The sequence below is a fragment of the Nocardia sputi genome, assembly GCF_023501985.1.
On record NZ_JAMFLC010000001.1, the window covers coordinates 442,404 to 456,229 of the forward strand.

6 protein-coding genes are annotated in these 13,826 nt (G+C 60.1%); all 6 read right to left on the reverse strand.

Going from position 1 to position 13,826, the window contains the following annotated elements; translation table 11 throughout:
* Positions 1-35: 35 nt before the first annotated feature.
* The 6 genes from drmB to M8859_RS02235 all read right to left on the reverse strand — a co-directional run bounded on the left by drmB (position 36) and on the right by M8859_RS02235 (position 13,670).
* Complete coding sequence (gene drmB, locus M8859_RS02210; RefSeq protein ID WP_308221147.1) at positions 36-1,889, reverse strand: DrmB family protein; 1,854 nt, start codon at positions 1,887-1,889, stop codon at positions 36-38.
* A complete protein-coding gene (locus M8859_RS02215) occupies positions 1,834-5,001 on the reverse strand; it encodes a helicase-related protein (protein WP_249643665.1) in 3,168 nt (1,055 codons plus the stop codon). The genes drmB and M8859_RS02215 overlap by 56 nt, the downstream gene beginning before the upstream one ends.
* Positions 4,998-6,515 carry a nuclease-related domain-containing DEAD/DEAH box helicase gene (locus M8859_RS02220; protein ID WP_249643666.1) on the reverse strand — a complete coding sequence of 506 codons (1,518 nt, stop codon included), beginning with the start codon at positions 6,513-6,515 and terminating at the stop codon, positions 4,998-5,000. The genes M8859_RS02215 and M8859_RS02220 overlap by 4 nt, the downstream gene beginning before the upstream one ends.
* Positions 6,512-11,281, reverse strand: coding sequence for a DEAD/DEAH box helicase (locus M8859_RS37175; protein ID WP_249643667.1), 4,770 nt, complete (start codon positions 11,279-11,281; stop codon positions 6,512-6,514). The genes M8859_RS02220 and M8859_RS37175 overlap by 4 nt, the downstream gene beginning before the upstream one ends.
* Positions 11,282-11,738: 457 nt before the next feature.
* Positions 11,739-12,929, reverse strand: a complete 1,191-nt coding sequence (locus tag M8859_RS02230) for a DNA cytosine methyltransferase (protein ID WP_249643668.1) — start codon at positions 12,927-12,929, stop codon at positions 11,739-11,741.
* Positions 12,930-13,367: 438 nt separating this feature from the next.
* Positions 13,368-13,670 carry a hypothetical protein gene (locus tag M8859_RS02235; protein ID WP_249643669.1) on the reverse strand — a complete coding sequence of 101 codons (303 nt, stop codon included), beginning with the start codon at positions 13,668-13,670 and terminating at the stop codon, positions 13,368-13,370.
* Positions 13,671-13,826 lie beyond the last annotated feature (156 nt).

A 13,826-nucleotide genomic window follows, 5' to 3' on the forward strand; every position in this document is an offset into this window, starting at 1 on the left:
AGGTGGACGGCACGTCGTGGGTTGCAGCGAAGCACTCAGCGCGCGAGGAGGCTTCTCAGCTCGGGAAGAACTCCTTCCAGAAATCCAGGAGCTTTGCTCCCACCGAGGACAAGTTGTCGATCCAGCAGCCGGTTGCCGGCTTCACAAGACGTCTCGCTGACCAGAGAGCATCCATGACAGGCCGACAGGTTCAAGCTACTTGTCCCCTGTCGGTCGCTCTCAATACAAACCGGATCGTTCGAGCAGATCGCTGCGTCGTCCAGCGCGGCCAGGAAAAGAGGGACGAGACGCTGTGGCTCCCCGAGACGCACCAAGCCTCCTAGCGTGCCCTGAGCGTCACCCGCCACGGTGAAGATTAAGACCCCGGCCGTACGGTCTGCTCGATTCGAGTTCGCATAGATTCGTTCCTGCAATGAAGCCGACGAGTACCCACTTTGGAACGCGAGCCGCCTTATCAGGAGGTGGGCGATCGTGTGTAGAGCAATGTAGCGGGGCTCGGGCTCGTCGAGACGATAGGCCAATTCCGAATGACGCCGCCGGCCGATCAGCACCTGAGCGCGGGTTTGAACATCTGGATGCGATTCCCATTCGGCAAGCCGCTCTTCATCGAATCGGATGAAGATGCCCTCGCCGAAAAGTTCGATGGCAGGAAAGATCGGCCGACGATGTTGGTCGGGCCCTATATCCGCGGGAACGAACGACGCCTGGGCAGTCTGACGTCTGAATCCCCGAAGCGCCCGGACCTCCCGAACTCTCCGTACCTGGCCAATCCCGGAGACCCTGTCGATCAGCGAACTGATGTCCGACATTCCTGCATCGATTTTTCGACCATCGACCACAAAGTTGCTGTCACTGCGATCTCGACGCTGCGCGAGCTTATTCAGGAATGCTGCCCATTCACCATCTTTCAGGTCGAGCAGAATTGATTCCTCATTACCGACGTCACTATCGAGAACAGAGAGCACCTCCTCAGCCGTAATCCCGAGGTCAGCAGCGATCCAACTCGCGATCGTCTCCGACTGCGGACCACCGTTGTCGGCTTCCAATCGACTGAAGAAGTCGTGTTCGCGTACCTTCTCCGCGATATCACCGGGCCTGGGCTGGTTGTCCGGAATGTCCAGAGCCGAGACACGCTCCGCGATGTAGTTCCCGGTCGCACCGCGCTGCACAGCGATCAGCAGATGGTCACAAGGCTGTGTTGCCGCGTCACGCTCCTCCCAGGGCTGCCGTCCCTCACACTTGATGCCGTCCCGGCGAAGGGACTGGGGTCCGACGAGTTCGGCCAGCGGCCGTGACCGTTTGCACTTGCTGCAGCTGATCCGCAACGACGCCAGGCCTTCGCCATGCTTGGTGGAACGCACGAAACGCAGCTCGGCGTACGCGCGGCAGAACCGTACTTCCTCGGTGACACCCTCGTCTGTCCCACGGTGGGCCCATTGGAACCAGTTGATATCTTGCATGTGGCTACCACCTTGACAGACAGCGACATAGCGCATGGGTACCAGAAACCCACCGCAACCACATGTGTTGCTCCATCGGCCTTTGGACTTGCCAGAGAGCTTTGAGAGCTTCGTGCACCGCTCACAGAAGCGCCAAGCAGGAAAGCGCCAGTACATCAATGCCGCAGTATCTCTAGCACTACGACCAGCGTGCGACGGCGGTTGACGCAGCTCTCCTCGGCCCAGCCGGGACAGCAGCCGATCACACCGGATCTCGGGTGATCGGCTTCGGTCCCACCATGAGGCGTCCGACGCGACGATCGACTCGCCCCGAATGTCCACGACAGCGCCCACACCGAACGGTGTAATCGTCTCAGCGAGGCGCAAGTCATGCTTAATACGGTCCACGATCGATCTCCTCATTCGGCTCTCGCACTTCGACAGCGACATTGGGTTCTACCGATCGCATCGAATCCCCGACCAGCCAACCCGGGCCAGACTGTCCGAAGCGCCTCAACAGTGACGGCTCGTTCGTGCTGGACCAGTCGTACCTCAACGACCCGTTCTCCTCGCGTGCCGCACGAGCTCGCTCGTCCCATTCGCGTAGGAGTTGACCGATCTCTTCCCGGGTTTCATTCATCTCGGCTGGATCTGAGCGGCCCACGAAGCCCAAAAACGTGCCGATGATGTGGTCCACCCGCAGCCGTAAGTCCTCGTTCTCTAAGTCGAAGAAAACCGCAGACGCGTTGTCGGATAGCATCGAGATACTCTGACGGATAAGCGCCACAAGAGCACCGGCCAGCGACCTGTCACGCGATGCCAATGACCAAGGCGTAACGCTGGTCGGCTCGACGCTCCTATATAGCGCTTCATGATAGCCACGAAACGTTTCGAAATGTGAGCGGTCTCTGGCACGATTCGACCGGAATAGAGTAACCACAATTCCGTTGTTCTTGCCGCGACCGACCCGACTCGTCGCCTGGATGTACTCCGCAGTCGTCTTGGGCTGTCCGACCATCAGCATCAATGCCAATCGTGGAATGTCGATGCCGACGGACAGCATGTTCGAGGACAGCACTACATCGATGGCTTCTTGCGTGGAGTCCGCAGACAACCGCAGTTCGCGAAGATCTTTCGGGAGCTCCTCTGGTCCGCGACGACTCGTCAGCTCCAGCACCTTGCCGGCTCGAACTGGGCGCAGCGGAATAGCTAGGCGTGCCGCGCGAGTCTCCAGGCGCCCGTTGACGTCGTCCACGATGAGCGTTCCCGAGCGTCCCAACTCACGCAAGCTGTTGTGGTACATCACCAGCGTCCAGTACGCATCGAGCGAGACCGCCCCGACGCCGTTCTCTGTGAGAACATCGGGGATTTCGATCAGCGGCGCGGTTGTGGCAACCAGCGCAGACGCCTGCGACACCGACTGTGGCATCAGACCGACGTACAGCCGCCCTTCCCCAGACGTGACCGGCCGTGAGAAAAACGTGCAGTCGTCATCTAACCCGGATGGCGGGTATAGCTGGACCGTACGGCCATACAGACCGCCAATCTGCTCGTCCGAAGCACGGATCGTCGCGGTCGACGCGATGATCTTCGGAGTGCTCCCGTTTGTGGACAACAGCTGTTGAATCACCGCGTCAAACACCGCCACGGTCGTCCCCAGCGGACCGGAGAGCAGGTGCAGCTCGTCCTGGATGATCATCGACGGCTGACGGTAATCGGTATTGAGCCCAAGCAACCTGCCTGCTTCTGGTTTGAACTGCAAGCGGGCGAACTTGTCGACGGTTGCGAGGAGAATCGTCGGCGGGTTCTCGTAAAGCACATCATCGACCACTGACAGCGGCAACTCTTGATGAAATTCGCATGCCGCGTCTGTGCAGTACAACACGACATCCTTACCGACGAGTTTGACACCGTATCTACTGCGGTCGGCCGATCGCTCCGGCGGTACGAGCGGATTCCAACACCAGGGGCAGCTCTCCACCTGGAAGCTGTTGGCCTCGTCAGGGCTGGCGGCTCGATACATTCGCTCTATGGCCGCCTTGGCATCCACGAGCGTTGCCGGCGTTACATCGTTGCCGACCCATAGGCCGATGGAGAATTGGGCCATATCTTTCGCGCGAGGGTCCGACTTCCGAAGAATCTCCATAGCGCAGATGAGCGCGGCAGCGCGCTGGAACTGTTGAGCAGTCAGCAGACGTAACGTGTACCGAGTGATAACCGCGGTACCACCGCCGTCGAAACCGTGCTCTAGGCGGCGTCGGAAGATCTCGATGGCTGCGAGACCGAGATAAGCCTCGGTCTTGCCACCGCCGGTCGGGAACCAGATCAGATCGACCACTTCGCGATGTTCATGGGTTTCATCGACCGACGAGGCCAAGGCCACGAGCAGAAAGCCCAGCTGGAACGGACGCCAGGCAGGTTCCGCGTCCGGGCCGCCACGATTGTCAGCCGTTTTCGCCATCTGTAGGCGCATGGCCGCCATTCCAAGGGAGAAGGCCTGTCGCAATTTTTTCTGCCCTGGATCGCGAAGCAGATCGATACCCTGCTTCATACGACTGACCGCAGTAGTAGCGCGGTCCACGATTCTACGCGCAGCCGCCCCTTGCTCGACGAAGGCCTGCGCGCGGGCGTCCTGGCTGGAAACCCAACTGGCGAAGGCAGCAACGAAGGCATCGAGCGACGCCAGGACTCGATGCGGTTCGGTGTCGAGTAGTGCCAATTCCTCCAAACGAAGGGCATTGGCCTCGGCAGAGTTCACGACGAATCCGGTCGTTTCGATTTGCGGAACGACGAACGACGGCACCGGATCGAGGAAGACCTTCGAGCAATGTCCATTGTCGAACACCCAGTCCGCTGCCATGCCGTGTCCGACGGCATAGACTTTTCGGTTTCGAAATCGGAGACGCAGTTCCGCCGCCTCATCATCGAAATCAAAGGCACCTGAGGAGTAGTACTCCAAGATTCGGCCACCCGGCGTCGCAGAAACCTCGAGCTCAATCTGGAACAGCATCCTGGATATGTCGAGCTTGTCGTCCTCCGTAGAGGTCGTATGCAGAAGGACATGCACGGTGACCAGGAAGGCATCGCCGAAACGGCGCCACAGCGAACCGATCTCGAACGGCACCTCGCCAGCCAGACGCGTCTGCGAAGTCGCCCCTTGCGCAAGCTCTACGTCGGTGAACTCAAACGGCGTCCGCATCCATTGCGGCGGTCCCTCGCCTTCGAGAGACGCGTAGGTTCCACCCGCCACACGACACACGACAATCGGTTGATCAGTGACGAACGAGAGCGCGACCGAAGATGGTCGCCAGTCCTCGGCGAGTGGAACGCCCGCGTCCGACTCTTCAATCTCCCCGATCGGAACCGCGGCGTCCAGCTCGGTCTCATCCGAGGGACGAGGTGGTTTCGCCCGCCCTGCCTTCGCCGGTGTAGGAAACAGCATCCCGACCGAGTACTGCAGATTGGGGCGATTGAACAGCACCTCCTTCGGACCGCTCTCGGGACCGAGGTAGGCCTCTCGAAGGTGTTTGAGCACCTCCCGTTGGGCAATAGTCAGGGTCATCGCAAGCCTCCCCGCTGCTGGGCTAGCTTCTGCAGTCTTTGTTTGTCGGCCTTCGTCGCCACGACGTGCAACGAGACACGCGCCCGTGTAAGAGACACGTAGAACGCGGCGATCGAGGCATCATCGAACTCGTGTGGAAGATCGCACGCGATCACGTGCTCGACTTCGAAGCCCTTCACCTGCTTCGGAGTTCTCACTGAGAACCCATCCACCGTCGTGGAGGATGGACCGCGACCCGTCACGGAGATGATCCAGACGTCCCTGCGTGCAACGCCGTTCTCTACCAGGTTGCGTGCAATCTGGGTGGCTCCGTCCGCATCCGCGGCCTCGGTCCAGTGCCATTGAATCTTTTCACCGTGGACGATGCCCGGGTCCCCGACATCGGCCCCCAGATACCCCTGCACAGCACTGACGATCGCCTTGGTGTTACGGACGTTGCGGTTCAGCTCCAACGCTGGTGCCTCGTCGGCAACCAGGTCGTACACGTCTCGGTCGAAGCCGCCGTCGACGTGCGCCTGATTGTTGGGGTCCAAGAAGAGACGCCAGCGGCCCCGTGGCCGCCCGCCGACGATCACCTTGTCGAGCAGGTCCATCGCTTCCGCGGTCATTAAATCCTGTGCCTCGTCGACGAGAACCGCGTCGTAGGCTCGCTCGGTGGTGAGCTGATGGAAGGGGACTATATCGATCTGTCTCCCCGCGAGTAGTGGGGTAAACAGATCGATCAATCCGGGCGAATGGAAGGTGATCAACACCGACCGACCCGCATCCGCTTCCAATTTAGCCGCTTCCGCGAGCACCAGGGACTTTCCGGTACCCGCTCCTCCAAAGACGAACATGCGCTGGTTTCGTGCTAGCGACGCCAGAACTCGTGCTTGTTCCTTAGTCGCTCTATTCTGCTCCTCCAGCACTGCTCCTCGCTGTGCATCAATGACCGGCATCCGCGTGAACTCACCGAACAGCCGTTCCATCAGCTTCTTCGTCGGCGCTTTCTTCAGCCCTCTCGGTACGATCCGAGCGGCGGCGACAAGCGCATCGAGGGTTTCCGCCAAGCCAGCGGCGTTTATGTGATCCTTCGCCAACCAATGTGTCGACTTCCACTCGATCGAGTGCGGCGGCACGTCGGTGTCTGGCGTTATGACGATTGCCTCGTGCGCGAACCAGCCGATTCCGTCCTCCTGCAAAATGTCGCGAAGAGCAAACATCGCGGATTGCGCCTGGGACATCGGTGATTCCGTAAGTCGGTGCCACTCGCCCCGGCGATCCACCGACCACCAGGAGCCGTGATGCTTACCAACCCCACCGCCCTTCACTTCAATGACAACAACGAGGCCCTTCCAGAGTATGACGAAATCGGCCTCGGCTTGTTGCTTGTGGGCGTGAGAACGTAGCTTTACGGAATGAAATGCGACCGAGTCCTCGGGTCCGTCGATTTCCCTGAGAATCCGTGCGATCCTCTTCTCCGCCTCGCTCGCGGAGCTTTGGTCAATCTCCACCAGGTCGGGGACGATGATCATATGCGGTATTCCTCCCAGAGATCGGCATACTTGCGGAATCCGAGAAAGTCGGTCGTATCACCGAAGTTGTCCTCCAGATCTACGATCCGACACACCTCGCTTCCCTGGTTCTCCGGCCCGCGAAGACCCCGACCAGCCATCTGGATATAAGCGTTCGGACTGAACGTAGGCCTGGCGATGTACAGCGTGCGGACACCGGGTGCGTCGAACCCCTGCACCAACAGGTCGCAATTCGTCAAGACGTCGATCTTACGATCCTTGAAGCGCTGAATGATATCGCGTCTTCTCTGTCGACCGGTGTCGCCGCTTACGGATTCGGCGACAACATCGCGATACGACAGAATGGCGGCGAGCACCTGCGCGGACAAGATGCTCGGCATGAAAACCAACACCGATCCGTCGCTGTAGGTACGCATGATGTGCTGGACCAGCATCTCCATGCGCTTGGTATCACGCCCGATCTTGTCCAGAACACTGGGTTTGATGGACCTGAACACAGCAGCATGCCGCAGCTCGTCAGGGTCCATCTCCACGGCGTGACCGGTGGCGAGCACCTCGTGCTCAACTCGCGCAAGAATTCGCTTCTCCGCCAGCCGCCGGTAGGCGTCACTTTCGAAGGCTCGAAGAATCGTATTTCCGAAGCGCGCTGCCAACCGCTCCGACGCGCTATCGGAGTTGCCCTTGAACGGAGTCGCCGACAGTCCAATGAGCGGACGATCGTGACCGCGCCCCGCGACACCCAACCACTCGAGAATTCGGGTATACCGTTCGGAATCACCCGCACGGTGCCCCTCATCCACGATCACGGCGGCAGGCTTGCTGAGCCATTGATAATCCGAGCGGCCGAGTACATTGTCGAGCTGGGCATCGGTCGCTACGACAACACTGAATTCGGTGTCGGGCTCGTGCACCTCATTGCTGTCCCAAAGTCGGGCAATGGTCAACGGACGTTCATCGCCGAGACCACGCCACACCATGCTCCAAGTCTGGACCGCTTGCTCGCACAACTCCTGCGACTGCGCGATCCACAGGATGGTGCCGTGCATCTCATCGTCACGGAAGAGCTCAAGGATAGTCTGCGTTGCCACGCGGGTCTTTCCTGATCCCGTCGGCAATTCGACCATTGCCTTGAGGCAACGACCTTTGTCGTCCTTCTTGGTCAGTACATCACGAAGCTTCACCCGGATCTCACGTTGGAAGTCGTGCAGAGAAGTCAGTCGCGTCGCGCCAGGCACGACGAACTCTGCCTCCTCACGCCTCGACGAGCGACCGGCATATTCGGGCCCGAACCCCATTTTGTGGAGCCAGGAGATCGTAGGGCTGCTTCCCGTCCATGCCTTCGGCACATCAGGGAAACCCTCACGCCGAAAGGCTTCGGCCAAGGTCCTGATCGTATCCGTGCCGTAGACTGTGAAACACAGTTCAGCCACCGAAGTTGACGAGTTGACCAAACGCTGCGCTTCCAGCGCCTTCCACAGCCCCTTCGGCAATGCGTCACGGAGATCATCCTCACCGATGTAGATCTCGATACGTTCCGCATCACTCGAAGCCGCGCGCGCCTGCTGACGCAGCCTCTTGAGCCGGTGGTCGACCCCAGCACGTCGAACCCCTTCCATCTCGGCATTGTTCAATCCCAGTTGGAATGCCTGATTGACGACTCTTAGCAACTCCCGTTCATCAATGTCGGACTGGACGTATAAATCCGAGTCCGTAAGGTGCCAGTCTTGGGATTGGTCTTCGACACCATCAGTCGTCGTCACCCGCTTGACGATGCGCATCGCACGGGTGACGGTCGCCGTGATGAGCTTTCCAGCCGCAGGACGACCCCGCAGCCCTGTGAACACGTCTAGGATCTGCTCGGTCGACTGTTGACCTTCGAAGTGCATCGAGAAATCGAACGTATCCTCGAATCGAAGGCACCCGACCTCCTCAACAAGCTCCTCCGCCAGCTCGGCCGTCGCATACAGATACGGCCGGTGTCGATCGGCCAGGAAGGTCCGCTGCTCGTCGGTCGTCGCGATAAAGACGGATGTCGGCGGCCTTGATTCGATTCCTCGACCTACCCGGGCGGGGATTGCCGGGGGCCGACTTTCGCCGTACACGATGCGGGTCGCCGACGCGATGAATTCCGCCAGCACAGCATCGGCTATGTCGGGTCGAAGCTGCTTGTGAGCCAAGCCTGCCGCAAGAATCTCCGGTGCGACCGCCTCAAGAGTATCCGCCAGAGCAAGGAGATCGGCAACCGGCCGCGGTCCGTCGAACAATGGTAGGACGAACTGGTACTTCACCAGTGACGAAGCAACCACCTCGTCCAACCGGCGCATGCCGAGCGATGTCTTCACGACGCCAGCCTTCTCGGCTGCCCACAATACGGGCGAGGTTACCTCGTACGAGTGCCCAGAGTCCTGATCCTCGCAATCCCACACGGCGTCGCCGTGGCTGAGCAAGCTGTACGTCCACTGCACCCGAGTCGCATCGGGCACACCCGCGTCGCGCATCATGAACAACATCGAGAACGGCCCCGGGGATATATCGTTGCGCGGATAGAGGCTGATCCGCTCGACCGGCCGATCGCCAGGCCCTAGTATCTCGTTGACAGAACGGAGAACCCACTGCTCGTACTCGTGTTTCAGCGGCTCGTCATCGATCAAGTACTTCTTCTGAGGTCCGGTCACCACTCCCAAGGAGTGCGCCACATTCGGCATGCATCTTTTTCGGTCGAGCATGAAGCTCGCATACTGTTGGCCGAGGTCGGCATCAAGATCGAAAGCCTGCTGTGGGTAAGTCCATCCACCATCTCGGGTTGGGACCTTGATAACCCCGCGCCTGCCCGACGCCAACTCCTTGATGGCGTCTGACGTCGATACGCAATCGACAGCATCCCAAAGCCGCGTGAGTTCCTCGCTGGTGGCAGATGCCGACAGCTGACCAACCCTGGCTCTGAGGATAGCGAGCGGATCTAGGTTGCGGAATCCTGCCTTCGATAGAAGTGCCCGCGCACCGCTCAGCCGAAGAAACTCCGGCAAAACGAATGCTGCGCCCTCGATCTGTAATTCTTCCTCGGCTTCCAGGAAGACCATCGCACTGTCCGAAATGGCGCGAAGCCCGACGGTGGTGGGTACCACCTTCGCATCGACGTGGTGGAGCTGGATCGCGAACCGTAACGCATCGACCGCAGAATTCAGGTCATCTCCCTCGGCCCACTCGCGAAGCCAGGACAGCATTCCGCGTTTGGGAACTAGTGTCAACGCCTTCTTGAAGTCCCGACTATCGTCATCGATGATGTCGGATCCAACTCCTTGAACTAGCAATGTGCGCAATCGAGTGAAGCGTTGCAGCGTGGTATAGCAACGCCAGTGCGGTACATCTCCTCTCGTATTCGGAGAGTCACTCCATCGGCGATGCCACTGCGCAAATTCCGGCTCTTGTTTCACCGCCAAGTCCAGTGGACGCAGCTCGCCCGGATAGCGGAGGACACCATCGGCGTCTGGAATCATCGGGATGGTGACCGAGAGTTCCGGAATAATTGAACACAGCACGGAATCACCGAAAGATTTCTCCTCCCGCCCACGGGCAGGCAGATAGTCGAAATGTAATGCAGGATCCTCTGGGGTGCGGACACGCGGGACGAGTTCAGCGAACATCACGCTCATCGTCTGCAGAATCTCTCGATTGTAGGCGTTCCTCAACAACGTTGTGCGATCGTCGTTGACGCTCCACGGTGCGTTGAACAGGGCGGATGCCGACGTGGCATCCTGCAACGGGAAGTACGACCAGAACCGTCCAACCCGGTGACGTGAGCTTCGTGTCGGAACAGCGACGGTGACCTTCACTCTTTCCCGCGAAACCGCCTCACCTACTTGCTGCCTGGCAGCTTTGGACGGCTCGTGCATCTTGTCCTGCACAATCCACTCTTCGCCGGTGCCGTCCGGTCGTTCGATCTTGAGAACTCCGCCACCCAGGTCCCGAGAAGTATGTGCTGTCTCGAAGCCCTCCGCACCGATCACCCGCAGCTTGACCTCACGGACAGAACTGACGAACAAGAGAAACTCCGAGGAGAACTTTTCGATTTCCACCCGCAGCCTGTTGAGGTTGACGGCCTGCGGCAGTTTCACGATGGTGGTTGCCCACCGAGCAAGTTCGGCAAGCACCGGGTCGGCCGCGAATTGGCTTTGCGCATCCAGCAAGGTCGCAGTCCGCAGGATCGGGTAGCGCGTAGCACCGGAGCGTACAGTCGCGATCGCGGCGGTTGCTTCCTCCGAGTTGAACTCGAACGATATCGACCGACTGAAGACTTGAGGGGCACGAGTGACAGCGAGGACCGACTTGAAACCGAGGCCGAATCGACCGATCTCATCCCCACGTTTCGCACTCATGTGCGCGTGCGCAATCGCGGTCAATCCAGCCTTTGAGAACGGTCGACCCGCGTTGGCGCAGTATAGGGCTGAGTTCTTGAGGTCGAGAACGATCTCCACCCGCTTGCCTGCCACCTTCAGTCTGTCCTCGACCACGCCCGTCATCGCGTCAGCTGCGTTCTGCACGAGTTCGAGCAGCGTTCGATTCGCGTAGCCACCGACCCGAATCGACTCCTCATGATTGGCGTGCTCGATGACCAGATGCGGGTTTGCATGGTAGGCAGCGATTGCGCGGTCGAACTGGTCTCTGATGTCCTGGACCAGGCCAGGATCTGGGCTCCACGAGTTGGCCACTGTCTGATTCAACGCCGTCCTTCCGACCTTGTCGGTTCTTCGATCCTGCTGCGCCACTGGCGATCTGGCTACTCCGTCCGGCCTCCGACGACAGATCGTGTGCACCATGGCCGAGCGTTACAGAGCTCAATCGATAGCTGTGACACGGGGTTGCCAATACCACGAGGAGATCGGCGACCATGTAACGTTGATAAACGATGCGGGTAGGACACTCGCGTGAGCACGAGGTGGGGCCCCCGGCCAGAACGAAGCGCTGACTGTCGTAGCAGAAGCGGGGCGCCACGAAGCAGGGATGTGTCCGCGATGCATCGATTGCCGAGAAAATCGACCACCCACCCTCCCACAAGACAAGATCGATGAAAGGAGGCTTGAGACCCCTCAGTTGTGGGTAACCATATGCCCAATCAATCGATGGCATACAACTTTTCGGCATAGATTGGTTGCGCCGGATCCGATCATGGCGGATTTACCTGCGTGGACCGCGGGGTCACGATTGGTAACGAATCATGTCGAATCAACGAGCAGCAACGAGTCCGGTCGGTTTCTGTGTAGTCTCCACCTGCGGCGGCTGCTTCTGGCACGCATGTGGCCCGGCAGCTCGAACCTCGGCCAGTACCGCCGGCTCTCCGAGCACATCGCGTTGACGAACCGATGCCCACGAGAGTTCGAAGACGTCTTCCGCCTGTTCCCGTGTCACCCGCAGCCCTAGCGCCGCGGACAACACATGCAGTCCGAAGATGGGCGGCACCGCGTTTCCGATCTGCTGCGCAACGGCGCCACCAGACCACGGATAGTCCCCAGGGAAACTCTGCAGTCGCCCGGCCTCCGCGTCGCTGAAGCGACTTTCACCGTTTGCCGAGACGACTCTGTTCCTGGAGATCTTCCCGGTCACGGTGGCCGAAGGCTGTCCTGACGTGCGGACACCGCGTAGTTTTGGATTTCCTCCGGTGCCGTAGTTGGAGATGACTTCGAAGTCATCGTCCCGGGCCGGCAGCGCCTGTCCCATGGTCTTCCAGACGGGAAGTCGATGGTCGTCGTGGGGCCGAAGGCCGGCCTTTCGATAGATCCTGTGCGTCGGTTCGGGCATGCGGGGGTCGATATCTAGCGAGGCGATCAGCACAGCACGACGTCGTGTCTGCGGGACTCCGAACATCTCGGTGTGCAGTACGTTGTGGGCAACCCGGTATCCGAGTCGCTTCTTCAATACCTCTCCCATGGCTTTCCACACCGGCAGCACCGCTGGTACCTGCTCAAGCACGATCGTTCGGTATGGGCTGTCAGCTGATCCGGCCTCAAGCGCCCACCGAAGAGGTTCCAGAACGAGTCCGGTTCTATCGTCGTCGAGCCGGTCCAGTTCGGATCGGAGGTCATATTCCCCCGCGCCCATTCGCTCAACGAAACCGAGCACTGTCTTCAAAGCACGACGACCCGCGCCGGAGCCCGCCACGGTGAAGGTCTGACACGGCGGGCCACCTGCAAGAATCGAGGCTCCAGGCACCGATGCCGGACCGAAATCCCGCACATCGTGGACACGGTGGTTGAAGCCCGCAGCCCTTCGCGTCATGCAGGCATCCGCATCCCACTCGAGCCCATACACCTTCAGACCTAACCATCGCGCAGCCACATCCAGGCCCCCAGGCCCAGCGAATAGGTCGACCATATCGACCTCATTCGGGCGTGTGAGGACGTCCGGCTGTTCGAGCATGACTGATGATCTTACTGGCGGTAGCCGCGCGGGCCACTTAGCTGTTGAGGACAGCCACAAAGATGGCGTGGGCGGCATCACGCTTCCGAGCTGGCGCTGCCTCGCCCTCGTTCCGAGCACCTTCGAATGGGCAAAGAACTCAAGCATCCTCGCGAGACGTCGCTGATCTGGCGACGGTACCGCTGTCGAAGACGAGCCGACAGCTCTGGTACCCAAAGGATCGGATATCCATTCGCCGCGCAGTATCTGCCCCGATCAGAGCCAGTCAGCTACGACGACTATCGATCACAGCACTGAATCACAAACCCGTTGCGAACCGGTCGCGAACCGGTCCTGCATGCCTGGATGCCTGCGGTTCTTGTGCGCGATCCCAGTACAAGTAGCGGAAGAACCGAAGCCTCTGCACGGACGTTCGGTAACTGACCTCCGCGGCAGCGGTCAAGGCGGTGTCTGGAGGTGCAACAGCGCTGAGATCAGCAAGTCCATTGGTGAGATCTCGTCAGCGGCCTCGAGACCTTCGATATTCGGGTCGAGGATCGGTGCCGCGTACAACCGTCCGGCGTCCGGGCCGGCGACACTGCGTGCACTGACGATCAACTCGTACAGCACCACGGCGAACAAGCGCAGACGAGCGGCGTCGCCGAGTCCGCGGCCGATCGCTGTCTCGGCGGCGTTGTCGAGCGTGGCCAGCACGTCCGTGAGCACGTCAATTTCCGCCTCAGCTTGGACGTCATAGTTCATGCCCCGGAACACCTGTCGTCCGAACTGAGCGCATCAATCGGGCGTGGTTCAACGATGTCGCGTTGAACCGGGGCGCGGTCGTCGACCACGCGAACGCCGGTCCATGGGCACCGACTGCGGGTCGCACCTGTCGTGGCGACATGTGGCGCGATCCGG

Bases quoted from the DNA above. Each gene is read 5' to 3' on its own strand.
- M8859_RS02235 (WP_249643669.1), bottom strand. From the start codon at position 13,670: ATGAACTATGACGTCCAAGCTGAGGCGGAAATTGACGTGCTCACGGAC.
- M8859_RS02230 (WP_249643668.1), bottom strand. From the start codon at position 12,929: ATGCTCGAACAGCCGGACGTCCTCACACGCCCGAATGAGGTCGATATG.
- drmB (WP_308221147.1), bottom strand. From the start codon at position 1,889: ATGTCGCTGTCGAAGTGCGAGAGCCGAATGAGGAGATCGATCGTGGAC.
- M8859_RS02215 (WP_249643665.1), bottom strand. From the start codon at position 5,001: ATGACCCTGACTATTGCCCAACGGGAGGTGCTCAAACACCTTCGAGAG.
- M8859_RS02220 (WP_249643666.1), bottom strand. From the start codon at position 6,515: ATGATCATCGTCCCCGACCTGGTGGAGATTGACCAAAGCTCCGCGAGC.